Raw genomic sequence first — 24,560 nt, 5'->3', positions numbered from 1 at the left:
CCCTTCGGAAGGACCGCCATGATCTCCACCCTCCACTCCCGCGGAAGCGGGGCGGACGGTGACCTCACCCCGCGTCTCGGCTTCGGCGCCGACTACAACCCTGAGCAGTGGCCCCGGGAGGTGTGGGAGGAGGACGTCCTGCTGATGCGCGAGGCCGGTGTCACCGTCGTCTCGGTGGCGATCTTCTCCTGGGCACGCCTGCAACCGACCGCCGACACCTGGGACTTCGGCTGGCTCGACGAGGTCATGGACCTGCTGCACGCGGGCGGCATAGGAGTCGACCTGGCGACCGCCACCGCCTCCCCGCCGCCGTGGCTGACCACGGCCCATCCGGAGATCCTGCCGGTCACCGTGACCGGCGAGACCCTGTGGCCGGGCGCCCGCCAGCACTGGCGGCCCACCTCCCCCGTCTTCCGCGAGCACGCCCTGCGTCTGGTCCGCGAGATGGCCGGCCGCTACGCCGACCACCCGGCGCTGGTCGCCTGGCACGTCTCCAACGAGCTGGGCTGCCACAACGTCTACGACTACTCCGACGACGCGGCCCGCGCCTTCCGCGACTGGCTGCGCGCCCGCTACGGCACGCTGGAGGCCCTCAACCACGCCTGGGGCACAGCATTCTGGTCGCAGCGCTACAGCGACTGGGAGCAGATCCTGCCCCCGCGCCTGGCGGCCTCGCACCCGAACCCGACGCAGCAGCTGGACTTCAAGCGGTTCTCCTCCGACGTCCTCAAGGACTATCTGCGCGCCGAGCGGGACCTGTTGAAGTCGATCACCCCGGACGTCCCCGTCACCACCAACTTCATGGTGATGGGCGAGACGAAGGGCATGAACTACGCGGACTGGGCCGAGGAGATCGACTTCGTCTCCAACGACCACTACGTCCACCCCGGCCCGCAGTCCCGCGACGAGCTGTCCTTCTCCGCGAACCTCACCAGCGGCATCGCGAGCGGCCGGCCCTGGTTCCTGATGGAGCACTCCACCAGCGCGGTCAACTGGCAGCCGGTGAACGTGGCCAAGCGGCCCGGCGAGCTGGCCCGTGACGCGCTGCTGCACGTGGCGCACGGCGCGGACGCCGTCTGCTACTTCCAGTGGCGGCAGTCCGCGGCCGGCGCCGAGAAATACCACTCGGCGATGGTCCCGCACGCCGGCGCCGACAGCGAGCTGTTCCGCGCGGTGGCCGAACTCGGCGCCACCCTCAAGACCCTGGCCCCGGTGGCCGGTTCGCACCGCGAGAGCGCCAAGGTCGGGATCGTCTTCGACTGGGACTCCTGGTGGGCGAGCGAGCAGGACTCGCACCCCACCTCGCTGCTCAACTACCGCCAGGAGGGCCTGGACTGGTACTCCGCGCTCCTCGCGCTCGGTGTGCGCGCCGACCTGATCACCACCAAGAGCGACTTCGCGCGCTACGACGTGCTGATCGCGCCGGTCCTGCACGTGGTCCCGGCGGAGCTCGCCAAGGAACTGACCCGCTACGCCGAGCAGGGCGGCCACCTGGTCACCACCTACTTCTCGGGCGTCGTCGACCAGAACGACCACATCTGGCTCGGCGGCTACCCCGGCGCCCTGCGCGAGGTGCTCGGCATCCGCGTCGAGGAGTTCGGCCCGCTGCTCGCCAACGAGTCGGTGTCCCTGGACGACGGCTCCATCGGCACCCTGTGGACCGACCGCATCACCGTGGCCGACGACCGGACCGAGGTCCTCGCCCGCTACGACTCCGGCAACCAGGCCGGGCGGCCCGCCGTGACCCGCCGTACGGCGGCGGCCGGTTCGGCGTCGTACGTCTCCACGCGCCTCGGCGTCGAGGGGCTCACCGCGCTGCTGCCGCGCCTCCTCGAACCGGCCGGTGTGGAGAGCGAACTCCCGGCCGAGGCGCGCGGACGGGTCGAGCTGGTCGTCCGCAAGAACGACCAGGACCAGTTCCTCTTCCTGGTCAACCGCACCGACGACACGGTGCCGCTGCCCGGATTCGCCGGCGACGTGCTGTACGGCACGACCGGCGACGGCGGGCTCGTCCTCGGGCCGCGCGAGGTCGGCGTGGTGCGCCGGCCACAGGCCTGACCGCAGTTGTCTCCCCGGGCGGCACATGGCCCGCCCGGGGACACCCCTCCCCATAGGTCCGGCGGGAGGGACCACCGCAGCGTTTCCACCTATGAAAGCTGGGAGCACACGATGGCAGGACTCACCCGCAGCAGACGGCTCCTCGGGGCCGCGTCGATGACCGCGCTGGCGACCGGAGCGGCATTGCTCTCGGGGCCCGCGCCGCTCGCACAGGCCGACACGGCCACCGCGTCGGTCACCGTTCAGCCCGATCCGTCGTACAAGCAGGACAAGTTCGAGGGCTGGGGCACCAGCCTGGTCTGGTTCGCCAACGCCACCGGCGACTACCCGAAGGAGATCCGCGAGAAGCTCGCCGATCTGCTCTTCGGGGACGACGGTCTGGCACTGAACATCGCCCGGTACAACATCGGCGGCGGCAACGCCCCCGACGTGAAGGACTACCTGCGCGCCGGTGGCGCGGTCGAGGGCTGGTGGAAGGCGCCGGAGGGCACGACCCGGACCGACACCGACTGGTGGAGCGCCGACGACCCCGCCGACTGGAACCCGGACGCGGACGCCACGCAGCGCTGGTGGGTCGAGCGGATCAAGAACGACATCGACCACTGGGAGACGTTCTCCAACTCCCCGCCGTGGTTCATGACCGAGAGCGGCTATGTCTCGGGCGGCTTCAACGCCAACGCCGAGCAGCTGAAGGAGAGTTCGGTCGGCGACTTCGCCACCTACCTCGCCGGGGCGACGAAGCGGCTGGAGAAGTCCGAGGGCATCAAGGTCGACACCGTCGACCCGTTCAACGAGCCCAACACCGGCTACTGGGGCACCCGTCTCGACGCGAACGGCCAGCCGGTGGGCGGCCGTCAGGAGGGTGCGCACATCGGACCCGCGATGCAGGAGAAGGTGCTGGCGGCGCTGGCGCCCGCGCTCAAGAAGGCCAAGGTCAAGGCCGACATATCGGCGATGGACGAGACCAACCCCGGCCTGTTCTCCACCAACTGGAACTCCTACTCGCAGGCGTCCAAGGACCTCGTCGGCCAGATGAACGTCCACACCTACGGCACCGGTCAGCGCACCACCGTCCGCGACCTCGCCAAGGCGGCCGACAAGCCGCTGTGGATGAGCGAGGTCGAGGGCGACTGGGGTGACGGGCAGAGCTTCACCGACATGCGCCCCGGCCTGGGCCTCGCCCAGCAGATGGTGAACGATCTGCGTGAACTGGAGCCCAAGGCCTGGGTGTTCTGGCAGCCGGTCGAGGACTACGACAACATGAAGCCGGGCGGCGAGTCCGCCAAGGGCGGCAACTGGGGTTCTATCCAGCTGCCGTTCAGCTGCACGTCGACGGACACCCTCCAGTCCTGCCCGATCTACACGAACACCAAGTTCGACACGGCCCGTAACTTCACGCACTTCATCAAGCCCGGCGACCGCCTGATCAAGGTGAACGACACCTCCAGCGCCGCCGCCGTGACCAAGGACGGCAAGGGCGCCTCGCTGGTCCACGTCAACTCCACGACCGCGCCCCGCGCGGTGACCATCGACCTGTCCAAGTTCGGGAAGATCAAGGACAATGCGACCGTCACCCCGACCGTGACCGACGCGGCCGGCAAGCTGGTGAAGCAGGCCCCGGTCCAGGTCGTCGACGGCAAGGCGACGTACACCGTCCCCGCGCAGTCCGTGACCTCCTTCGCCGTCAAGGGCGTCTCCGGGGTCGCGAAGGACGCGAGCCTGTTCAGCAAGGGCGCGTCCTACACCCTGACCGGCGTGCAGAGCGGCAAGGCGGTGACCGTCGGCGCGGGCGGCACCAACCTGGTCATCAACTCGGCCAACGGCACGGTCGCGCAGGAGTGGCGCCTTGAGGCCAAGTACGGCAAGAAGGGCAGCAACCGTGCCCGCTACGTCTTCGCCAACCCGGCCGAGGGCAAGCGGCTGGCCGTACGGGACAACGTGCCGGTGATCGAGCCCGACACCGGTGACCGCGACCCGGCGACCGAGTGGATCCTGTCCACCACCGGCGACGGCACCTGGACGCTGGTGAACGCCGCGACCGGGCGGCTGCTGGAAGTCGGCGGCCAGGCCACCAACGAGGGCGCGGCCGTCACGACCTGGCAGGCCAACTCCGGTGCCAACCAACGCTGGCGGATCACCGAGGTGAGCTGACCGACGAGCGCGAGGGCCCGTTCCCCTTCGGGGACGGGCCCTTCTGCGTTCTTATGGCCCTTGGTGAGGAAGCGGTGAGAGCGGAGCAAAGCAGGAGACAAGGTTGCGTCATGAAAGGACGTCACCATTGTCACTCCGCCCTGCCTTCGTACGCTGGTTCTGCGGCCGGAAAAACCATCCAGCCGCACCACCCGGCTTGCCTGGAGGTAGAGAAATGACGCAGATCGTCGTCGCCGAGCAGCTTTTTATCGGCAGCATGGAGGCTCCCAGGATCACTCCGCTGGGAGCCCTGGACGACGAACAGGGTGTGACCGGAATGGGTTTGGAGGAACAGGCTCCCAAGCCGGTCATGGCCATCATCTACAACGGCATCTGATCGCCCAGGTGTCATAGAAAATGCCAAGGCGGATCTGGGTGGCCGAGGGAGTCGCCGGCGACGGGGACATCTACGGCCGTGCCCTGCACCTGCCCGACCGGCGGGGCGGCGACGCTTCAGGAGCCGCCCCCCGTGGGGCAACCGGCGTGCAGCGCAAGGCGGGAACGATCCTCAAGAGCCATCTGGGAGACATCCCGTCCTGCCCCTGCCTGGCCGCACTGACGCCCGCACGGGAGGCACTCGATGTCTGACACGGCCCTGCGCACCGGCATCGAGGCCAATCTGCGTGCGGTCTTCGGTGGTCAGGACGGCGTGTTCCTGACCGACGAACCCACGCTCGCCGCCTGGCTCACGGACCTGGGAGCGCCGGCCGCCACCTTCGACGACGTCCTCTCCGGCGGCCACGCACCCCCGGCCCGCGCCATCGCCGTACCCCTGGACTACGGGCGTCTGCCGTCCCGTCTCGCACTGCGGGACATCTTCGCCCGGAGCAGCATGCTGTGGATTTCCCTCGCGTCGTTCTCCGGGGAACTCGACGTCGCCACCTACGCCATCGAGAAATTCGCGGACATCGATCTGTCGGGCGCGGTGGCGGCCAACCGGCGGGTGATATCCCAACTTCTCCTCGCCCGCGAGGAAATCCGCATGACCGGACCCGGAACCGATCTCACCATCCGACTCCCGGAAATGCTCCAGCTCTCCAGCCGCACCCGGACGGAACTCCTTCCCGACGAACACTCCACCATCGGGAACTACTTCGAAGTGGCGATGTCACCCACGGACCTGGCCGGTCAGGTCGACTCGGAACTCGTTGTCTCCGGAACCCTGCGCGTGGATTCGGTACTGGTCGCCAAACACCGGGAACTGCACGGAGAAAGGGCCGACTATTTCACCACGGCGAAGAACATCGCCGCACAGATGCGCACGGCGTGCCCCCTCTACGTCACCATCGAGGACAACCGCTTCGTCGACGGCTTCGGCCCCTGGGCCGACGGCATCGACGCGACGAGCGGTCGCGAGTACGGCGGCGCGGTGACCGAACTCGCCATCGGCACCGGCCTGTTGGACCCGGGACGTGTCGACTGGAGCCTGAACTGCCTGCTCAACGAGGGCGCCGCGGGTATCCATCTCGGGGTCGGCAACGGCCTCACCGGTATGCACTTCGACTTCATCGCCACGGAGGCCGCCCTTGTCCGCAGCTGAGACCGCGACCCGACTGCGCCTCGTGGACTCCCTCCATCTCGAAGCGGAGCCCGACGGCGGCGCCCACGTCATCGACGACCGCACCTTCACCGCCGCCCACGTCAATGTGTCCGCGCGGATCCTCCTGGAGGCCCTGCGCGAACCGCGCACGCACGACGACCTCCACGCCATCCTCGCCGAGGCCGCCGACTGCCCGCCCTCGCAGACGGTCCACCCGGTCGCCCGGCTGGTGGAGGAACTGACGGCGTACGGATGGGTCGAAGCCGTCTGAGCGAAAAGGGGAGTTCGAGCAGGCCTCTCCGACGTTAGGCTTCCCCGGCAGGGACACGACGGGGGGCCTGAAGCCATGAAGTCCGAGGTAGTGCCGCGATGGGAGTCGAGTCTCGACGCGGTCGTGGTCTATGCGCGGGGCGCGGTGTGCAGCCGGGTGGCGCGGGGTGATGTGCCGGCCGACGGGCGGGTGTTGGTGTCGGGGCTGCCCCGTTCCGTGGATCCCGCCTCCGTGCGGGCCCGTGTCGTGGACGGCTCCGGGGTGCGGGTCACCGAGGTGCGGGTCGAGGTGGACGCCGAGCCGTCCGACCGGGGTCCTTCGGAGGGGTTGCGGGAGTCCTTGGAGCGGCTGGAGGACGAGTGCGAGGCCGCCCGAGGGCGGCGTGACCGGCTCCTCGACCGGATCAGGGAGATCACCGGCCTCCACCCGGTTCCGCCGCCCCGTAAGCGCGAGGATCCGCACCGCCCGACCCCTGCCGAGGCGTGGCTGGTGTTCGCGGACTTCGTCGACGAGCGGCTGACCGGCCTGCACGCCCGCCTCACCGCGCAGGAGGAGGAACTGCGCCGTCTCGAACACGACGTCGCCCTCGCCGTCGACCGCTGGAAGCGCGCCTCCACCGGCACACCGTCAGGGCCGGTACGGACCGACGTGTGCGCCGCCGTCACCCTCACGGGGTCGGGCGAGGTGCGACTGGAGATCGAGTACGCCGTCCCGGGCGCCGTATGGGTTCCGGCCTACCGTCTGACGTACCGCCAAGGCGACGACGACGGCACGCTCGTGCTGCGCGCCTCGGTGGCCCAGCGCACCGGCGAGGACTGGACCGGGGTGCGCATCGCCCTGGCCACAGCCGATCTGAGTCGCCGTATGGAGGCGCCGCGGCTGCGCTCGCTGCGGATCGGGCGCCGACAGGCCGTCCCCGAACCGGCCGGTTGGCGGGAGCCCCCGGCCGGGCTCGCCGATCTCTTCACCGCGTATGACGCGGCGAGCCCGCGCCCGGCGCCGAGAGCCGTGTCGGCGGCCGCTGAGGCCGTGGCCGTCGGGGCCGCGCTCCCGCCGGCGCCCGGCTCCGCCCCGCCGCCCCCGCCTCCGCCCCCTCCATCGGCCATGCCGGTGTACGGCGGTGCGCCTGTGCTGCCCGCGGCCGCCGGCGGCGCCCTCCAAGCCATGCCCGACGCCCCTCAGCCGCAGCGGGCGCAACCACGGCGGCCCTCCCTCGCCGGTGCGCCCGCGGCGGCTCCGGCCGTCATGCCGGCGGCGCCCATGGGTCCGGCCGTGCCTGGGGGTTCGGCGGCTCCCTCGGCGCCTCCCGCGCCGGTGGCCGGTCCGCCGCGGCCCAGTGGCACCGAGCTCGACTATGCCGGTCTCGTCCTCAGCGGTCCCGGCGAGCCCGCCGCCCGCAGGGGGCTGCTGTTCCCGGCCGCGTCCTTCGACGCGGTCGCGGTGGAACACCGGCGACGGGCCGAGGCGGTGGCCTCGCTGCCGTTGCCCGGTCACGCCGTGCGGCCGCGGGAGTCGGCGGGGTCCTTCGACCACCGTTACGACGCCGTCGCCCGCGTCGACGTTCCCTCGGACGGCACCTGGCGCACCGTCACCGTCACCGAGATCCCGGTCGGTCTGCGCACCGAGTACGTGTGTGTGCCGGCGGTGGAGCAACGCGTCTACCAGACCCTGGTGTTGTCCAACGCGACCGACCAGGCACTGCTGGCCGGGCCCGTGGAGGTCGGCGTCGACGACGACTTCGTACTGACCGCCGCGCTGCCCACGCTCGCCCCGGGCGGGGTGCGCAGGATGGGGCTCGGCCCGGCGGAGGGCATCCAGGTCACCCGGCGCACCAGCCTCAAGGAGTCGACGGCGGGGCTGCGCAGCAACGTCACCGTGCTCGACCACGGGGTCCACGTGGAGCTGGCCAACCGGCTCGCCCGGCCCGTCACCGTCGAGGTCCGCGAACAGGTGCCGGTCACCTCCGATGCCGATGTCCGGATCGAGGAGCGGGCCGACTGGACCGTGCCCCAGGACGGCGACGGGCCCGATCACTTCACCCCCGGCACGCGCGTGTGGCGCGTCGACCTGCCCGCCGCGGGCACCGCCGCCCGCCACGGCGGCTACGAGATCCGTATCCCCGCCGCCAAGACCCTGGTCGGCGGAGACCGCAGGAGCTGAACCGTCATGTCCACGGACCTTGAGCCGATCCCCCTCCCCGTCACCGCCGTCACCTGCCTGGAGGACCGCGCCCAGATCGAACGATCCGCCGCGATCGACCTGCGGGCCGGCGTACAGCGGCTGCGTCTCGGGCCCGTCAGCGCGCTGGCGGTCGACCGCACCCTGCACGCCGAACTGACCGCCGACCAGCGGGCGACCGTCCTCGACGCCCGCGTCGTCCGCACCTGGACGCCGCGTGGGCCGCTGCCCGATGCGGACGACTCCGCTCTGCGGCGGCGCGTTCACGACATCGAAGAGGAACAGTCCGCGCTGGAGCGACGGTGTGACCGGCTGCGCGCCCGCCTCGACCTCCTCGGCCGCCTCACCACCGACCTGCTGCGCGAGATCGGCGAAGGCACCGGGCACGGGGAGACCGACACCGCGCGCTGGACGGCCGAACTGGACCGAGTCGACCAGGAACGCGACGACCACGGCGACCAACTGCGCGCCGCGGAGGCCCGGTTGAAGGCCCTCGCCGCCGAACTCCGGGAAGCCGAACTCGCCGTCGAGCTGTCCGAACAGCGTCCCGCCGAGCTGGTCGCCCATGTCGAGCTGACCGTCGAGGCCGACACAGCCGGCCCGGCCCGGCTGCGGCTGACTCACCTCACCGCCTGCGCGCTGTGGCGCCCCGCCTATCGGGCCGTGCTCGACGGGGAGGCGCTCACCCTGGAGACCGACGCCGTCGTCTGGCAGCGGACCGGCGAGGACTGGTCGGACGTACGTCTGACGTTGTCGACGGCCCGTTCGGCGTTGTCCACCGAACCGCCCCGGCTCACGGAGGACCGGCTGGCGCTCAAGGACCGGGCTCTCCTGGATCGCCGCACGGTCGCCGTCGAGCTGCGCGAGGAGGAGATCGCGGAGCTGGGCCCGGCGCCGGTGCAGGGCCTGCCCGGCGTGGACGACGGCGGCCGCACACAGGTCCTGCACTCCCCCACGCCCGTCTCCGTCCCCTCCGACGGTCACGCCCACCGGGTCCCGCTCTCCGTGGCCACCACGGCCGCGAGCAGCGAGTACAGCTGCTCCCCTGAACTGTCCCCCCTCGTCACACACATGGTGCGCTGCGACAACCCGACCGGACACGCGCTCCTGGCGGGCCCGGTGGACCTCGTCGGCGCCGGCGGATTCATCGGGCGCGGCACACTGGACTTCACCGCTCCCGGCGCGCCCCTCGAACTCGCCTTCGGCAGCCACGACGACTACCGGGTGCTCCGCGACGTCGAGGAGCACCGCGACACCGCGACACTGACCCAGCGCACCACGGTCACACGCACGGTCCGGCTGAACCTGTCCCGCTTCTCCGCACCGGGCGAGGAACGCGAGCAGGTGGTGGCGGTCCGGGAACGGATCCCGGTCTCCGAGGTCTCCGCGGTCGAGGTCAAGCTCCGCAAGGAGGCCTGTTCCCCCGCCCCCGACGCGGTCGACGCCGAGGGCATCGCCCGCTGGGACATCGCCCTCCCGGCGAACGGCCGCCGCACGCTCACCCTCGTCTACGAGCTCTCGGCGAGCGGGAAGGTCACCGGGCTCTGAGGGCTCTGAGCCTGCTCCGCGGCGGAGTCGTCACGGCTGTTCGCCGCTGTGGGGTACGGGGGCGTTGCCCAGGTCGATGACCAGGCGGATGACGAGTTCGCCGGCCACGGTGCGGGTGCGGTCTCCGATGATGCGGTTGAGGTGGTGGAGGCCGGGCTCCAGGGGCAGGACGTGGGTCAGGAGCGGGTCGGCGGTGTCGTCGGTGCGCAGGGACTCGGCGGCGGCGAGGAGTTGGGTGTTGGTGACGCCTCGGTTGCCGCTGAGGGTGACGTGCAGGCCGGGGCGGGTGAAGGTGGTGAGGGCCGGGGGCCAGGGACCGCCGGTGCCCGCGCGGCGGACGCCGTCGAGGTCGACGCCGGGAAGGAGGGGGGTCGTGGCGCGGGGCGGGACGCCGCCCAAGGGGTGGACGGCGACCAGGCGTTCGCCCAGTGCGGTCAGGGCGGCTTCGACGGCGGGGACGGTGCCGCCGCGGTGGGTGGTGACGAGGAGCGCGACGGTGCCCGTCACCTGCGGGGCCAGAGGGTCGGTCGCCAGGAGGCTGCGCACGTGAGGGGCGTGGGTCTGGGTCCACTTGAGGCCGGCCTCGGTGCGGTGGACCACGACGACTTGGACCGTGGGGAACAGGAAGCGGGGCGCGAGCAGGGCGGCGAGGTTGCCGGTCAGGCCGTCGCCGTGGATGACGAGGGTGTCGGGGGTCGAGGCGGCCAGGCAGGACAGGGCGTAACGGACGACGGCGTACGGCTCGACGAGGGTGGCGCGGGCGGCGGGGAGATCCTCGGGGAGGTGCGAGACCAGGCCGCCGCTGACGGCCGAGGCGCCGATCAGGACGCGTTGCTGGAAGAGGCCCGGCACGTTGTGGCCGAGGAGGAAGGACGGGTCGCCGGGGTGGGTCGGGTTGACCACCACCCGGTCTCCGGGGGCGAAACCGTCGGCGCCGGGTCCGGCGGCCACGACCTTGGCGGCGCCCTCATGGCCGACGACGGGTGACGGGTCGTCGCGGTCGCCGCGCAGGATCTGGATGTCGGTGCCGCACAGGCTCACGTGCTCGGGGGCGAGCAGGAGTTCGCCCTCGCCGGGGTCCGGAGTGGGGACCTCTTCGATACGGCAGGTGGTGCCGTGGCGGACGATCGCGAGGTGGGTGGCCGTGGCCGACATGGGGTCCTTCCGGGGAGCAAGTGGGGGCTGGTCTCAGTGTTTGGTGATGGTCAGTGACCCGTGGGAGAGGGCGACCGCGCCTGCCATCGGGTCCACCTCGCCGGGGCGGCACAACCGCAGACCCTGTGCGGCCTCGTCGGCGCCGGTGTCGCGGTCGGCGTAACTGCGTATCTCGCTGATCTGGCGGACCAGTTCGGTGCGGTAGGGGTCGCCGAGGCCTTCGGCGTAGCCGCCGCCGATGCCGATGAGGTCGATGCGGGGATCGAGGCAGCGCAGGGTGCGGACGATCTCGGCGATGGGTTCCACGACCGTGGTGAGGAGGAGGCGGGCGGCCCGCTCCCCTGCCCTCAGCCTGGCGGGGAGGCTGTCGCGGATGCCCTCCGGGTCTTCGATGCCGAGCGCGGTCGCCACGTGCGGGAGGGCGGGGCCGGCGGCCAGGGCGGCGACGTGGCCGGTGCCGCCGCAGGGGCAGGTCAGTGCGCGGACGGCGGCCGGTGCGGTGGAGACGGCCGGGAGGTGGCCGACCTCGCCCTGCATGCCGTGCGCGTCGACCGGGACGGAGCGTTCGGTGAGGTCGGCGGTGCGCAGGGCGATGCCGCTGCTCACCGTGATGTACACGGCACGGCGGTGCTGGGGGTGGGCGAAGCGTTCGACGAAGCTCGCGAGGCCGGCGGTGACGTCGTTGAACAGGTGCCAACTGACGTCCGGGCGGCGGGCTGTGAGCAGGGCGCGCAGCGGGACGGGCCGGTCGGGGCCGCCGCCCCAGAGCGGGCCCGAGCCGTGCAGTACGCCCTCCGCCTCGTCCATGGCGGCACCGCAGGACATCGCCACGCGCGCGTGCGCGGGCACGGCGTCGGCCAGTTTCTCGATGAGCTGGTCGAGGAGTACCGCCGGGTCCTCGCCGGGGCGGTTGAGGATGCTGGGCGCGGGGAGCCGTACGGGCTCCCCCTGCCCGGTGCGGATCCGCAGCCAGGTGCCGCCGAGGTCGACGGCGACCTGCGTACGGAGCCGGTCGTCGCGGTCCTGGGTCACCGACGGGGTGCTCACCGCCGTATCCCCTCCGCGAGTTCGGTCTGTGCCTGGGTGATCTCCAGGTGGATACGGCCGTCCTGGGGGCGGGCGGTCAAGGCGGTCAGGTCGTCGACGCGATACGCCGCCGGTTCGGTGGTGAGGGCGGCGACCGCGACCGGGGTGCCGCCGGAGCGGCGGGCGGCGAGCAGACCCGGGGCGGAGTCCTCGAAGAGGACGCAGTCGGCGATGTCCACGTCGAGGAGGCGGGCGGCGGCGCGGAAGCCCTCGGGGTCGGGTTTGCCGGAGCGGACGTCGTCGGCGCAGACGGCGACGGCGGGCAGGGGCAGGCCGGCGGCGGTGAGGCGGCGTTCGGTCATGGTGCGGGAGGCGGAGGTGACGACGGCCCAGGTGCGGTCGGGCAGGGAGGTGAGCAGCCGACGGGCGCCGGGGATCTCGGTGACGGTGTCGGCGGTGGCCTCCTCGCGGGCCCGGATCCAGGCGACTTCGGCGGTGACCTCGGCCGCCGGGAGGAACCCGGCGACGATGTCGTGCGCGGTGCGGCCGGGCAGCGCGGCGAGGACGGTGGCGGGGTCGAGACGGTGGCGGCCGGCGAACTCGCGCCAGACGCGGTCGATGGACTCGGCGGAGTCGACGAGGGTGCCGTCCATGTCGAACAGGAGGGCACGGGCGGTGAGGGAGGTCATCCGAGCTCCAGGGTGTGTGCGGCGAGCCGGATCAGTTCGAGGTCTTCCTTCCAGTGCCTGCGCAGACGCTGGTCGCCGGGGTCGGTGTCGAGGATCACGTGGTCGGCGCCGAGCTCGCGCAGGAAGGCGATGTCGGCGCGGATCTGGTCGGGTGTGCCGTAGCCGAGGGGGCGGGAGTCGGGGTCGGCGGGGGTGGCGGTGGGGAGGAAGAAGATCCTCGGGGCGAACTGCTTGCCCTCCGCGAGCACCGCGGCAGCCCGGGCGCAGAGTTGGCGGTTGGGGTGCAGCGGGTGCCAGGCGGTGCCGACGCGGTTGACGCGTTCCAGGGCGCGCGGTCCGTTGCCGCCGATCCACAGCGGCGGGTGCGGGTCCTGTACGGGGCGGGGTGCGGTGTGCACCCGGTGGCCGCGGTAGGTGACGGTGTCGGAGGTCCATGCCTCGACCAGGACGTCCAGGGTGTGGTCGGTGAGGCGGCCGCGTCTGCGGAACTCCACGCCCAGGACGTCGAAGGCGCGAGGGGCCCAGCCGACGCCCACACCGATGACCAGGCGGCCGCCGCTGAGCTGGTCGATGGTGGCGGCGGCCCGGGCGAGCGCGATCGGATGGCGGTGCGAGGCGATCAGGACGCCCGCGCCGAGCCGGACGCTCTCGGTCTGCCCGGCCAGCCAGGAGAGCGTGGCGAGGCTCTCGTAGAAGGGGGCGGGTGAGCGGCGGTGCGCGTCGTCGGTGAGGGCGAGGTGGTCGGAGACCAGGACGGTGTCGAAGCCCAGCCGCTCGGCCTCGCGGGTCCAGGTGAGCATGCCCTCGGGGGTCATCTGGGGGCCGAAGTTGGGCAGGTTGATGCCGAATTTCACGTGGCGACCGGTCCGGGGAGGGTGAGTCCGAAGGGGGCGTGGTGGGCTTCGGGGGCGGGTTTCGGGGTGGCGTGGAGTTCGAGCAGGTTGCCGCCGAGGCGGTCGAGGGCGCGCGGCGACTGCCGGTCGGGGATTCCGTGTTCGAAGAGTTCGAGGTTGAGGGCGTCGTCGACGACGACCATGGCCATCGCGGAGGTGCCTTCCACGTCGAGGCCGAACTGGCGTTGCATGAAGGCCCGGTCGGCGGCGATCTCGGTGCGCAGGACGACGCGTGCCTGGTGGTGGGTGACCAGGTGGTCGATCGTGGCGTCGAGGTCGTGGACGCTGTAGCCGGTGTGGTCCAGGCCGAGGAGGGTCGGCAGCGGCGCGTCGGCGGCGGGGCGCTGGCCGTGGTGGAGCCGTTCGGTAGTGGTGTCGGCGTAGCCGGGGGTGTCGGGCCACTGCTGGAGTTCGAAGAGGGTGCCCCAGGGCGAGCGGAAGTAGATCCAGCGGTTTCCGCGGATCGGGCCCTCGGGGATGGTGATGATGTCGCCGAGTACGTCGACCCCGGGGAGCTGTTCCAGGTGGGCGACGGCCGCGTCGACGTCGCCGACGCGGAGGCAGAGGTGGTTCGTGCCGATGTCGACCAGGCGGGGCGGCGTCTCGGGGGTGGCGGTGGCCGCGGTGGGGACGAGGCGCACCTCGATGCCGGGTGAGAAGGAGACGACGCCGTCCGCGCCGTCCCGGTCGACGGTCGAGGGACCGGCGAGTTCCGCGAGGAAGGCCGTTGCCACGTCCACGTCGGGCACCGCGACCGTGATGCGGTGGGCCGGGGTGCGCGGGCTCGGGGTGCGGGACAGGGAGGTGTCCGGGGCCGTGGTCATGCGGGACTTCCTTCGGGGTCGGGGTCCGATTCGACGGTGCGTAACCCGGTGGCCGGGTGTGGGGGCGTCGGCGGGTGCGAGTGGGTCACGGCAGCAGGAGGACCTTTCCGCGCAGGCCGCCCGCGGCGAAGTCCTGGTGGGCGCGGGCCGCGTCGGCGAGGGGGTAGCGGCGGCCGACCGGGACCGTGAGGCGGCTGGTGGTGATCAGGTCGCTGAGGGTCTGGAGCTGGTCGCCGTTCTCGTTGACGTAGCTCTTGCCGGGGGTGATGCCGCGCTCCGGCTCGGGCTGGAGGTTGTCGTCGATGGCGACGAACTGGCCGCCGTCGGCGACCGATCGGATCGAGGCGGCCACGCCCGCGGTGTCGACGACGGCCGTGTGCGTGGCCTCCGGGAGGTCCTCGGGGCGGGTGTGGACGGTGCCGGCACCGAGGGCGCGCAGGGGTTCGGTGTCGGTGGGGCGGGCCAGGGCGTCGACCGGGTGGCCGGCGCTCAGCAGCAGTTGTACGGCGATCCGGCCGACCGCGCCGGCGGCGCCCGTCACGAGGACCGGGGCGCCGGGCGGCAGCGTCAGCTTGGCCAGGGCCTGGACGGCGGTCAGCCCCGCGAGCGGGAGCGCGGCGGCCTCCTCCAGCGGGAGTCCGGCTGGGGCGTGGGCGAACAGGCCCGCGTCGGCGGTGACTTGCTCGGCGTAGGTGCCGTAGCGGTGGGACGGCTGGGCGATCATGCCGATGGCCTGGTCGCCGACGGTGAACCGGGTGACCTCGGCGCCGGTCTCGGCGACGACGCCGCAGACGTCCCAGCCGGGGACGGACGGGTAGGTCAGGTTCAGGTCGAGGAAGCCGGAGCGGGTCTTGAGGTCGACCGGGTTCACGGCGGCCGCGGTGACGGTGACGCGGATGTCGTGCGGTCCGACGGGCAGTTCGGGCACCTCGGCGAAGGTGAGGACGTCCGGGTCTCCGGTGTGCTGGAAGGTGACGGCTTTCATGCGGGTGGGTTCTCCCTCGGGCTTGCGGGCACGGTGGTGAAGGCGTGGCGGGCGTTGGCCTCCGCCGCGGTCAGGGCGAGTCCGCCGTCGGCGAGGACGGAGGCGCCGGTGAGGTAGCCGGAGTGGGGCCCGGCGAGATAGGCGATGAGCGAGGCGATCTCCTCGGCTCCGGCCGGGCGTCCGAGCGGGATGTCGGGGCGGGATATCTCGCGGTAGGTGTCCTCGTCGTGGACGCCGTTCATGGCGGTGGCGGTCTCGCCGGGGGCCACGGAGTTGACCCTGATGCCGTGTCGCCCGAACTCCAGCGCGAGCACCTTGGTGACCATGCCGAGGGCGGCCTTGCTGGCGCAGTAGAGGGCGCCGCCCGTGATGGGCACGGTCTCATGGACGGAGGTGACGTTGACGATGCTGCCCCGGACGCCGGCCCTGATCATGTGGTGGCCCACCGCGGACGCGAGCGCCATGGGGGCCAGGGCGTTGACCGCGAACACCTCGTCGGCGCGCTTGAGTTCGAGGGCGTCGGCGGCGCTGCGGTCGTTGATGCCGGCGTTGTTGACCAGGCAGTCGATGCGCCCGGCTCGCTCCACCGCGGCCATGCAGCTGTCGACGGCGGCCTCCGGATCGCGGAGATCGGCCCGGACCGGCACGACCTCGGCGCCGCTGGTGTCCGCCAGTTCCTCTGCGATCCGGCGGATCCGGTCCTCGCCGGTGGCGTAGCCGAGGAGGAGGCGGTGGCCGGGGCGGGCGAGCGCCCGGGCGGTGGCCCGGCCGATGCCGCTGCTGGCGCCGGTGATGAGGGTGGTGTGGAGGTCGACGGCGGGCCGGCGGTCAGACAAGGCTCAGCACCACCTTCGGCCGCGTCCGCCCGTGCTGGAGCACGTCGAAGGCGCGGGCGACCTCGGCGAGCGGTATCACCTGGTCGACGAGGTCCGCGGCGAGTTCGTCGACCAGTGCGACGGCCCGCGCGTAGTGGTCCACGCCGTGCCGGACGCCGGAGATGCGCAGACCGTCGAGGGTGATCCGCCCGGGGTCGACGGTCTCGGTCCGGGCGGCGACGCCGACCAGGAGACACAGCCCGCCGGGGCGCAGCCGGTCCAGGGCGGCGGTGAGGGTGCCGGGGGCGCCGGAGCACTCCAGGACGAGGTCGTAGCCGGTGGGGGCGTCGGCCGTACGCGGGACGTGGTCGCGGTAGCTGCCCGGTGGGAGGTGGCCGACGCTGCCGGGTTCGGCGATGTCGACGGTCACCGGGTAGCGGGCGAGTACGGCGGCGGCGAGGCTGCCCATGGTGCCCGCGCCGATGACCAGGACCTGGTCACCGGGGCGGAGTTCGGCCGCGCGGACCGCCTCCAGGACGGTGACCAGGGGTTCGACCAGGACGTGGGCCGGGCGCGGCCGCTCGGTGCCGGGGCCGAAGGGGACCAGGGCGTGCCGGGGCATCACCAGGTACTCGGCGGCGGCGCCCGTCCAGCCGTACAGGCCGACCTCGCGCAGTTCGGTGCAGAGGTTGCGGTGTCCGTTGGCGCAGGAGCGGCAGGACTGGCAGGGGATCATGGTGGAGCCGGTGACCACCTCGCCGTGGCGCAGTCCGGTGACGCCGGTGCCGAACTCCTCGACGGTGCCCGCCCATTCGTGGCCGAAGCGGTGCGGGAAGGCGGCCCGTCCGTCGGCGAGGTAGGGGGAGGTGCCGTGGAGGAGTTCCAGGTCGCTGCCGCACAGGCCGACGTAGGCGATCCTGACCAGGACCTGGCCGGGGCCGGGGGTCGGGCGGACGGTCTCCACCAGGGTCGCGCTGTGGGGTTTGTCTATGACGGCGGCCCGCATCAACGGCCCTCCCCCGCCGTACGGGTGCGGCGGGTGCCCAGGGCGAGGGCGAGGACGGCCGCCAGCGCGAGGGCGGCGCCGACGGCGGGCAGCGAGGCGAGCGAGGCGCCCAGGGAGAGGGTGGCGGAGCCGATCCAGGCGCCGGCGGCGTTGGCGAGCTGGAAGCCGGCGATGTTGACCGTGGCCGCGAGGTTGGGGGCCTCGCTCGCCGCGGTGATCAGCTTCGAGGCGAGCGGCGGGATGATCGAGAAGCCCGCGGCACCGAGGACGAAGAGCCAGGGCGCGGTGAACCAGGTGCTCGATCCGAACAGGGCCAGCAGGCCGAGCGCCACGGTGAGCGCGCCCAGCGCGACGAGCAGGGTGCGGTCGATGGAGCGGTCGGCGAAGTGTCCGCCGAGCTGGTTGCCGAGCACCGAGCCCAGGCCGAAGACGAAGAGGAGCAGGGTGACGTGGCCGGACGAGAAGCCGGTGTAGTCGCGCAGGTAGGGCGCGATGTAGGTGAAGACGACGAACAGGGCCGCCTGGCTGAGCGCGGTCAGAGTGAGCGCCGCCCACACCGAGGGGCGGGTGAACACGGTGAGTTCGGCGGAGATCGACCCGGCGGGGCGGGCGGGGGCGTTCCGGGTGACGGCGACGAGGCCCACGGTGACCAGGGTCTGGAAGACCGCGACCACCACGAAGGAGGTCCGCCAGCCGAACTCGCCGCCGATCAGGGTGCCCAGCGGCACGCCGAGGACGGTGGCCAGGTTCAGGCCGAGGGAGACCCGGGCGATCACCCGGCCCTGGAACTCCGGCGGCACCAGCGAGGTGGCGAGGACCAGGCAGAGGGCGAAGAAGGTGGCGTGCGGCAGCGCGGTGACGATCCGGAAGACGACCAGCAGCGCGAAGTTGTCGGCCAGCGCCGTGCCGAGGGTGCCGATGACGAAGACCGCCATGGAGCCGATGATCAGGGCGGTGCGCGGCACCCGGGTGGTGACGATGGTGAGCAGCGGGCCGCCGATCATCACGGTGACCGCGTAGACGGTCACCAGGAGGCCGGCGGTGGCGTCGGAGACATTCACGTCGCCCGCGATGTCCGGCAGGACGCCGGCGACGAGGTATTCGACGGTGCCGACGCCGAAGACGGCGAGCAGCATCCACAGGACGGCGGCGTTGGCGCCCGTCCCCACGGTGGATGGCGGTGTCTCGGTGCGGGTGGTGGCGGTCAACGGACGCTCCCCTTCTTCTCGTTGGTGTCGGTGGTGGGTGCGGGCTCGCCGGTGTACTCCACGACGGCGCAGCCCCAGGTGAAGCCGACCCCTATGCCGGTGAGCAGCAGCCGGTCGCCCGGGGTGAGGGCACCGGAGCGGCGCAGCAGGTCCAGGCCCACGACCGGGTCGGCGGCGCCGGTGTGCCCGATCTCCCAGCCGCGTGCGGCGAGCGTCTGAGCGGCGTCGATCTTCAGCGGGCCGAAGCACTGCTTGCGCAGCAGGACCTTGCCGAAGTTGGGCACCAGCCAGTGGGCGATGTCGGCGTGCGCGGTGCCGGCGTCGGCGAGGGCGGTCTCCGCGCAGCGGGACAGGGCGGCGGTGTTGCGGGTCCAGAACTCCTCGGTGCTGCGGGCCTCGGCGAAGGCCGCGACCCGTCGGCGCAGGTCGATGGGGGCGCCGGAGCCGTAGTACGGCATCGCCATCGAGTCGTCGCCGCGGTGCATCCGCTCCAGCAGTGGGTCGCTGACGACGGAGGTGGACAGCACCCGGAAGGGGCCGCCCCGGTGACCGAGGATCAGGGCGCCCGCGCCGTCGCCGTAGACCAGTCCGCTGTCGGAGGACCAGCGGTCGAAGAGCGGCAGCTGCCAGGCGTCGGAGGCGGTGACCATGCCCTTGCCGGAGCCCGCGCACCAGCGGCCGACGAGTTCCATGCCGACGACGGCGCCCGCGCAGGCGGTGCGTATCTCGATCGGCACGCATTCCTCTATGCCGAGCTCGCTCTGCAGATAGGCGCCGCAGTTCCAGCCCTCCAGGCCGTTGTGCAGCACCACGGCGTGGACCAGGACATCGATGTCGGCGGGGTCGGTGCCGGCGTCCGCGAGCGCGGCGCGTCCGGCGGACACGGCCATCTCGGGTGCGGTCTCGCCCCGTTCGGGCCGGGCCACGGCGGCGGAGATCTGCCCGGTCTTGCGGTGTTCGACCTGGCTGTAGCGGCCACTGGCCACCATCTCGGCGGCGTGCTCGCGCTCTTCGGGCAGATAGGAGCCGAAGCCCTCGATGTAGAGGCTGTCCCACTTCACGCTGCCTCACCTGCCCGGACGAGTCCGGCGGCCGGTGCGAAGTCCTGGCCGGTGCGCCGGCGCGCGATGTCGAGTTCCTTGAGGGCGGTGTCGAGTTCCTCGGGGGTGACGTCGTTGACGAAGCGGTGGTGGCCGATGCCGACCGGCAGCGGCAGCCGCTGCTGTCCGTCGCGGTGGCGCACGGTGTCGGCGAGCGCGCCGTCCAGGATGCCCGGGCGGGCCAGCACCTCGGTCCACAGCGGCAGTCCCAGCCGGTCCATCAGGGTCAGGACGCGCTGGGCCTGGTGCTCGCTGACATCGCCGCGCAGCCGTCCCATCACGGTGGTCAGCGCCATGTCGACGGTGACCGCCTCACCGTGCAGCAGCTCCGGCAGCGCCTCCATCTCGATGGTGGGGCTGAAGGTGTGCCCGTAGTCGACGCAGCGTTCCAGGCACTGTTCCCACAGGTTGGGCTGGAGTTCTTCCAGCATCAGGTGGATGGCCTCGGAGACGATCCGGCGGGCGGCCGTCTCCAGTTCGGGGGTGCTGCCCTGGAAGCGGTCCTCGATGAGCCGCGGGCCGAAGTCCTCCAGGAGCGCGAAAAGTTCCGCCGACTTGATCAGCGCCATCTTGAGGATCTCCGCCAGCCCGTTGGAGAGGTGGCGGGCGTCGAGGGTGCTCAGGAAGGAGCGGTCCACGAAGGTCGCCACGGCGGGGGCGTAGGTGCCGAGCCGGTTCTTGCCCTGGCCGTAGTTGATCCCGGTCTTCACGCCGACCCCGGCGTCGACCAGGCCCACCAGCGTGGTGGGGACGCGTATGTAGGGGGTGCCGCGCCGGTACAGGCTGGCGGCGAGTCCGACGACGTCGAGGAGGACGCCGCCACCGATCGCGATCACCGGTTCGCGCCTGCGATCGATACCGAAGTCGTTCATCGCGTCGACCACGTCGGTCACCAGACTGAGCCGCTTGACGCTCTCGTCCGCGCGCACCGGGAGGAGGGTGACGGTGATGCCGTGGTGGTCGAACCAGCGGCTGATGCGCTCCCCGTGGAGCGCGTGAACGGTCGAGTCGATCACGACGAGCCGGCGGTCGCCGGAGCTCAGCGGGGCGTCCGGGCAGCCGGACAGCAGCTGGGTGCTGTCCGGGTCGAACAGGCCCGATGCCTCGACGACGTGGTAGCGGACCTGCTTGACGGCCTCGACGGTCCAGGACGGCGAGGTGGAGTGTCGGCGGGATAAGCCATCGGTGTAAGGGGCACTTATACGCACAGGAAGTCCTCACGGTGTGCAGGCGTGATGGGTCATGGCCGCGACCGCGCTGTCGCCGCGCCGCGCCGCACCGAAGTGCGGGAGGAACCACGCATGGTGGGCGCAGCGGTTCCGTTCACGGGCCTGGCGACCATATCATTCGTTTAGCGATCGCTACATGAATAATGGATCACACTGACGTGACGTCGCGCCTCCGGCCGACGCACGCGACCGAGCTCGCTCAACGACGACGTGGGAGCACCACATGGCAGGCGTACGCGGCCAGGGCCGTAAGTTCGATCTCGACGACGCCCTGGAGAAGGCCATGCTCGCCTTCTGGCGGCACGGCTACGACGGCGCCTCGGTGGCCACCCTCACGCGGGACATGGGGATCAACGCTCCGAGCCTCTACGCGGCCTTCGGCAGCAAGGAGGGGCTCTTCTACGCCGCCGTCGACTACTACAACAACGGCAGAGGCAGCTTCATGCAGCGCGCCTTCGACGAGGAGGACCGCTCCCCCGCCCTGATCCGGCGTCTGCTGCACGAGGCGGCCGACACCTACACGCTCGCCGACGGCCCCGGCGGCTGCCTGATCATCGGCTCCGCCACCCGCGTCTCCGACGCCGCCCAGCAGGTCGCCGACCGCCTCCGCGACCTGCGCAACGCCAACATCGACCGCCTGGAGGCCCGCATCAGAGCCGACGTCGAGGCGGGGCTCCTCCCGGCTGCCACCGACGCGCGCGCAGTGGCCGAGTTCGCCGGGGTGGTGGTCCAGGGCATGTCGCACCGGGCCCGGGACGGCGCGTCGACCGAGGCGCTGCGGACGGTGGCGGGGATGGCGTGGGAGTCGGTCCGGGTGCTGCTGGGCGAGGCGTGACGCGTCCGGCGCAGGGGGCGGAGCCGGGGGCCCGGGGCTGCGGGCAGCGGGGCGGACGGGCGTCCGCTGATAAAATGACCCCACGCTTCGACTTCACCGGGGCCCGTACCGGAGGGTACGGGCCCCGGACCATTCCGGGGCGCCACCTCAGGAGGGTCCCCCCATGAACGCGAAGCCGTCGGACTCCGGATCTGCCGCTGCCGGTGCACCGCAGACTCCCCGGACGCCTCAGACGCGGTCCCCGGGCCTGCCCGCCGCCGCTTCCTTCGACGCGCTCGGACTGCCGGCGAAGCTCGTGGCGACGATGACCGACCTGGGAGTGACCGAGCCCTTCCCCATCCAGGCCGCCACCCTGCCCAACGCGCTGGCCGGCCATGACGTCCTCGGCCGCGCCCGGACCGGCTCCGGCAAGACGCTGGCCTTCGGGCTGGCGCTCCTCGCCCGGATCGCCGGCACGCGGGCGGAGTCGAAGCGGCCACTCGCGCTGGTCCTGGTGCCGACCCGGGAACTCGCCCAGCAGGTGAGCGACGCGCTGGAGCCCTACGCGCGGACCCTGAACCTGCGCCTGGCCACAGCGGTCGGCGGACTGTCGATCAACCGGCAGCAGGCGGCGCTGCGCACCGGGACCGAGGTGCTCGTCGCCACGCCCGGGCGGCTGACCGACCTGGTGTCACGCCGGGACTGCCGCCTCGACCAGGTGCGGATCACGGTGCTGGACGAGGCGGACCAGATGTGCGACCTGGGGTTCCTGCCACAGGTGACGGAGATCCTGGACCAGGTGCGCCCCGACGGGCAGCGGCTGCTGTTCTCGGCCACGCTCGACCGCAACGTCGACCAGCTGGTGAAGACGTACCTGCACGATCCGGTGCTCGCGTCCGTCGACCCGGCGGCGGGCTCGGTCACCACGATGGAACACCATGTGCTGAACATCCATCCCGCCGACAAGTACGCGACCGCGACCGAGATCGCCGCGCGGGACGGCCGGGTGCTGATGTTCCTGGACACCAAGGCCGGCGTGGACCAGTTCACCCGCCACCTGCGGGCCAGCGGCGTCCGCGCCGGCGCCCTGCACAGCGGGAAGTCGCAGCCTCAACGCACCCACACGCTGGGCCAGTTCAAGGACGGCGAGATCACCGTGCTGGTCGCCACCAACGTGGCCGCGCGGGGCATTCACATCGACACACTCGACCTCGTCGTCAACGTCGATCCGCCCACCGACGCCAAGGACTACGTGCACCGGGGCGGACGCACGGCCCGCGCCGGGGAGTCCGGGACCGTGGTCACCCTCGTCACCCCCAACCAGCGGCGGGACGTCAACCGCATGATGTCCGACGCCGGCATCCGCCCGACGGTCACCCAAGTGCGCTCCGGCGAGGCGCAGTTGACCGCCATCACCGGTGCGAAGCGGCCGCCGACCGCGACGAGGTCCAGCACCGGCAACATCCCCTTCCGCGGCCTCGGCAACCGTACGGGCCGCCCCGCGAAGGAGTCCCGCAAGTCCGCCGAGGCCCGCAAGGCGGCGGAAGCCCGCGCGGCGGCCCGGGTGCGCAAGAGCCGCTGACGCCCACAGGGGCTGTGCCCGCCCACAGGGGGCATCCGAGTGCAGGGGCACGCGTGCGCCCCGCCCCACCCGAACACGGCCTCTCACAACGCCTTTTGACGCCGGATCATCCCGCAGTCACCCGTGCGGCCCAATTGATCAATTTCGGTTACCTACGCCCCAGATGGGGGTGATATGAAACCCCTTGATCAAGTGCAGCACTCCAGAGGCGGGTATGAAGAAACGGTTCCACTCGGGGGAACAGGTCGCAGTGGTCATCCTCGGAGCCGGCCCGGCGGGGCTGGTCCTGGGGAATCTGCTGCTCGACCGAGGCGTCGACTGCGTGATCCTGGAGCGGCGCAGCCGTGCGGCCGTGGAGGGGCGGGCCAGGGCGGGCTTCCTCGCCGCGCACTCCGTACGGGTGCTGGCCGACCACGGGCTGGCCGCCGGTGTGCGGGCCCGGGGGCGGACGCACCGGACCTGTCTGTTCCGTAGCGACCGCGGGGAGTTCACCCTGGACTACGGGAAGCTCGGCCAGGGTGAGGTGCACACCGTCTATCCCCAGCAGGAGCTGGTGCGGGACCTGGTGGCCGAGTATCTGCGGCGGGGCGGTGACCTGCGGTTCGAGGCCGAGGCCGAGGAGATCGTGCGGGGCCGGGTGCGGGTGCGGGGCGGCGCGGAGGTGACGGGACGGTATGTCGCCGGCTGCGACGGGCACCGGGGCGTAGCACGCCGGGCGCTGACCGCCCGGGGGACGCGGGTGGACCGGTGGGATCACGGAGTGTCCTGGCTGGCGGTGCTGGTCGAGGCCCCGCCCAGCATGGCGGCCGTGGGATACGCCCTCCACGAGCGGGGATTCGCCGGGCACATGGCCCGTACCGAGTCCGTCACCCGGTACTACCTCCAGTGCCCGAGAGGAACCGATTCCGCGGACTGGAGCGAGGATCGCGTCTGGAGCGAGCTGGCCACACGCATGCGGACCGGCGAGTTCGGCCCCCTCAAGCAGGGCCCGGTCCTGGAGAAGGCCGTCGTCGACCTGCGCTCCGACGTACTGGAGAGGCCGGGCGCCGGACAGCTGTGGCTGGCCGGTGACGCCGCCGGGCTCATCAGCCCGTCGGCGGCCAAGGGCGCCAACCTCGCCGTCCTCCAGGCCGAACTGCTCGCCGAAGCGCTGCACCGGGCGCTGACCACTGGAGACGACAGCGGCTTCGCCCGCTACACGGCCAGTTGTCTGCCGCGCGTGTGGCGTGCTCATGAGTTCTCGCACTGGATGAGCGGGCTCCTGCACGGCCCGGCCGGCGACGGCGCCGAGGCCGGCTACGGGCGGGCGCTCCAGTACGCCCGGCTGGACAGTCTGCGCGACTCCCGCGCCCATCAGGACTTCTTCGCCGAGAACTACACCGGCATCTGACCGCCCCCTGCGGCAGATCCACTACCCCCAGCTCCTCTGCATCCCGGGGACCCGCACGT

22 protein-coding genes are annotated in these 24,560 nt (G+C 72.1%); 11 read left to right on the top strand and 11 right to left on the bottom strand.

Annotated elements, in window-relative coordinates; all coding sequences use genetic code 11:
* Positions 1-18: 18 nt before the first annotated feature.
* The 8 genes from ABZ928_RS18070 to ABZ928_RS18035 all read left to right on the top strand — a co-directional run bounded on the left by ABZ928_RS18070 (position 19) and on the right by ABZ928_RS18035 (position 9,785).
* Positions 19-2,058: a beta-galactosidase gene (locus ABZ928_RS18070; protein WP_361519379.1), complete on the top strand. Its 2,040-nt coding sequence runs from the start codon at positions 19-21 to the stop codon at positions 2,056-2,058.
* 111 nt (positions 2,059-2,169) lie between these two features.
* Positions 2,170-4,209: a glycoside hydrolase gene (locus ABZ928_RS18065; RefSeq protein WP_361519377.1), complete on the top strand. Its 2,040-nt coding sequence runs from the start codon at positions 2,170-2,172 to the stop codon at positions 4,207-4,209.
* A gap of 214 nt (positions 4,210-4,423) precedes the next feature.
* Positions 4,424-4,585: a hypothetical protein gene (locus ABZ928_RS18060; RefSeq protein ID WP_361519374.1), complete on the top strand. Its 162-nt coding sequence runs from the start codon at positions 4,424-4,426 to the stop codon at positions 4,583-4,585.
* A gap of 20 nt (positions 4,586-4,605) precedes the next feature.
* Positions 4,606-4,836 (top strand): hypothetical protein, encoded by a 231-nt coding sequence (locus tag ABZ928_RS18055; protein ID WP_361519371.1) that lies wholly within the window; start codon positions 4,606-4,608, stop codon positions 4,834-4,836.
* The gene (locus ABZ928_RS18050) at positions 4,829-5,788 is read left to right on the top strand and encodes a hypothetical protein (protein WP_361519368.1); all 960 of its coding nucleotides are present in this window, start codon (positions 4,829-4,831) and stop codon (positions 5,786-5,788) included. Before ABZ928_RS18055 ends, ABZ928_RS18050 begins: the two co-directional genes overlap by 8 nt.
* A complete protein-coding gene (locus ABZ928_RS18045; protein WP_361519365.1) occupies positions 5,775-6,059 on the top strand; it encodes a hypothetical protein in 285 nt (94 codons plus the stop codon). Before ABZ928_RS18050 ends, ABZ928_RS18045 begins: the two co-directional genes overlap by 14 nt.
* Before the next feature lie 75 nt (positions 6,060-6,134).
* Positions 6,135-8,219, top strand: coding sequence for a DUF4139 domain-containing protein (locus ABZ928_RS18040; RefSeq protein WP_361519362.1), 2,085 nt, complete (start codon positions 6,135-6,137; stop codon positions 8,217-8,219).
* A 6-nt stretch (positions 8,220-8,225) separates the two neighbouring features.
* The gene (locus ABZ928_RS18035; protein WP_361519359.1) at positions 8,226-9,785 is read left to right on the top strand and encodes a mucoidy inhibitor MuiA family protein; all 1,560 of its coding nucleotides are present in this window, start codon (positions 8,226-8,228) and stop codon (positions 9,783-9,785) included.
* A 30-nt stretch (positions 9,786-9,815) separates the two neighbouring features.
* On the opposite strand, the gene ABZ928_RS18030 is transcribed toward ABZ928_RS18035, so the two are convergent.
* From ABZ928_RS18030 to ABZ928_RS17980, 11 genes are all read right to left on the bottom strand, one after another.
* Positions 9,816-10,940 carry an alcohol dehydrogenase catalytic domain-containing protein gene (locus ABZ928_RS18030; protein WP_361519356.1) on the bottom strand — a complete coding sequence of 375 codons (1,125 nt, stop codon included), beginning with the start codon at positions 10,938-10,940 and terminating at the stop codon, positions 9,816-9,818.
* Positions 10,941-10,973: 33 nt separating this feature from the next.
* Entirely contained in the window at positions 10,974-11,987 is a 1,014-nt protein-coding gene (locus ABZ928_RS18025; RefSeq protein ID WP_361519353.1) for an ROK family protein, read from the bottom strand.
* Complete coding sequence (locus ABZ928_RS18020) at positions 11,984-12,655, bottom strand: HAD-IA family hydrolase (RefSeq protein WP_361519350.1); 672 nt, start codon at positions 12,653-12,655, stop codon at positions 11,984-11,986. The genes ABZ928_RS18025 and ABZ928_RS18020 overlap by 4 nt, the downstream gene beginning before the upstream one ends.
* Complete coding sequence (locus ABZ928_RS18015; RefSeq protein ID WP_361519347.1) at positions 12,652-13,509, bottom strand: TIGR03619 family F420-dependent LLM class oxidoreductase; 858 nt, start codon at positions 13,507-13,509, stop codon at positions 12,652-12,654. The genes ABZ928_RS18020 and ABZ928_RS18015 overlap by 4 nt, the downstream gene beginning before the upstream one ends.
* Positions 13,506-14,372 (bottom strand): VOC family protein, encoded by an 867-nt coding sequence (locus ABZ928_RS18010; RefSeq protein ID WP_361519344.1) that lies wholly within the window; start codon positions 14,370-14,372, stop codon positions 13,506-13,508. Before ABZ928_RS18010 ends, ABZ928_RS18015 begins: the two co-directional genes overlap by 4 nt.
* Positions 14,373-14,457: 85 nt before the next feature.
* Positions 14,458-15,357 (bottom strand): NADP-dependent oxidoreductase, encoded by a 900-nt coding sequence (locus ABZ928_RS18005; protein WP_361519341.1) that lies wholly within the window; start codon positions 15,355-15,357, stop codon positions 14,458-14,460.
* A complete protein-coding gene (locus ABZ928_RS18000; RefSeq protein WP_361519338.1) occupies positions 15,354-16,193 on the bottom strand; it encodes an SDR family oxidoreductase in 840 nt (279 codons plus the stop codon). Before ABZ928_RS18000 ends, ABZ928_RS18005 begins: the two co-directional genes overlap by 4 nt.
* On the bottom strand, positions 16,186-17,178 hold the full coding sequence (locus ABZ928_RS17995; RefSeq protein WP_361519335.1) for an alcohol dehydrogenase catalytic domain-containing protein: 993 nt from the start codon (positions 17,176-17,178) through the stop codon (positions 16,186-16,188). Before ABZ928_RS17995 ends, ABZ928_RS18000 begins: the two co-directional genes overlap by 8 nt.
* Positions 17,178-18,386, bottom strand: coding sequence for an MFS transporter (locus tag ABZ928_RS17990; protein WP_361519332.1), 1,209 nt, complete (start codon positions 18,384-18,386; stop codon positions 17,178-17,180). Before ABZ928_RS17990 ends, ABZ928_RS17995 begins: the two co-directional genes overlap by 1 nt.
* Positions 18,383-19,447, bottom strand: a complete 1,065-nt coding sequence (locus ABZ928_RS17985) for a ketoacyl-ACP synthase III family protein (RefSeq protein ID WP_361519329.1) — start codon at positions 19,445-19,447, stop codon at positions 18,383-18,385. Before ABZ928_RS17985 ends, ABZ928_RS17990 begins: the two co-directional genes overlap by 4 nt.
* Entirely contained in the window at positions 19,444-20,694 is a 1,251-nt protein-coding gene (locus ABZ928_RS17980) for a sedoheptulose 7-phosphate cyclase (RefSeq protein ID WP_361519327.1), read from the bottom strand. Before ABZ928_RS17980 ends, ABZ928_RS17985 begins: the two co-directional genes overlap by 4 nt.
* A gap of 244 nt (positions 20,695-20,938) precedes the next feature.
* On the opposite strand from ABZ928_RS17980, the gene ABZ928_RS17975 reads away from it, so the two are divergent.
* The 3 genes from ABZ928_RS17975 (at position 20,939) to ABZ928_RS17965 (ending at position 24,501) form a co-directional block, all read left to right on the top strand.
* Positions 20,939-21,550 carry a TetR/AcrR family transcriptional regulator gene (locus tag ABZ928_RS17975; RefSeq protein WP_361519324.1) on the top strand — a complete coding sequence of 204 codons (612 nt, stop codon included), beginning with the start codon at positions 20,939-20,941 and terminating at the stop codon, positions 21,548-21,550.
* A 163-nt stretch (positions 21,551-21,713) separates the two neighbouring features.
* Positions 21,714-23,111, top strand: coding sequence for a DEAD/DEAH box helicase (locus ABZ928_RS17970; protein WP_361519322.1), 1,398 nt, complete (start codon positions 21,714-21,716; stop codon positions 23,109-23,111).
* Positions 23,112-23,325: 214 nt separating this feature from the next.
* Complete coding sequence (locus ABZ928_RS17965) at positions 23,326-24,501, top strand: 4-hydroxybenzoate 3-monooxygenase (protein WP_361519319.1); 1,176 nt, start codon at positions 23,326-23,328, stop codon at positions 24,499-24,501.
* Positions 24,502-24,560: the final 59 nt, after the last annotated feature.

Source organism: Streptomyces sp. NPDC046909 (assembly GCF_040644695.1).
Classification (GTDB): Bacteria; Actinomycetota; Actinomycetes; order Streptomycetales; family Streptomycetaceae; genus Streptomyces.
The sequence above is the reverse complement of the archived record's forward strand: the minus strand, read 5'-3'. Positions and strand labels throughout refer to the sequence as shown.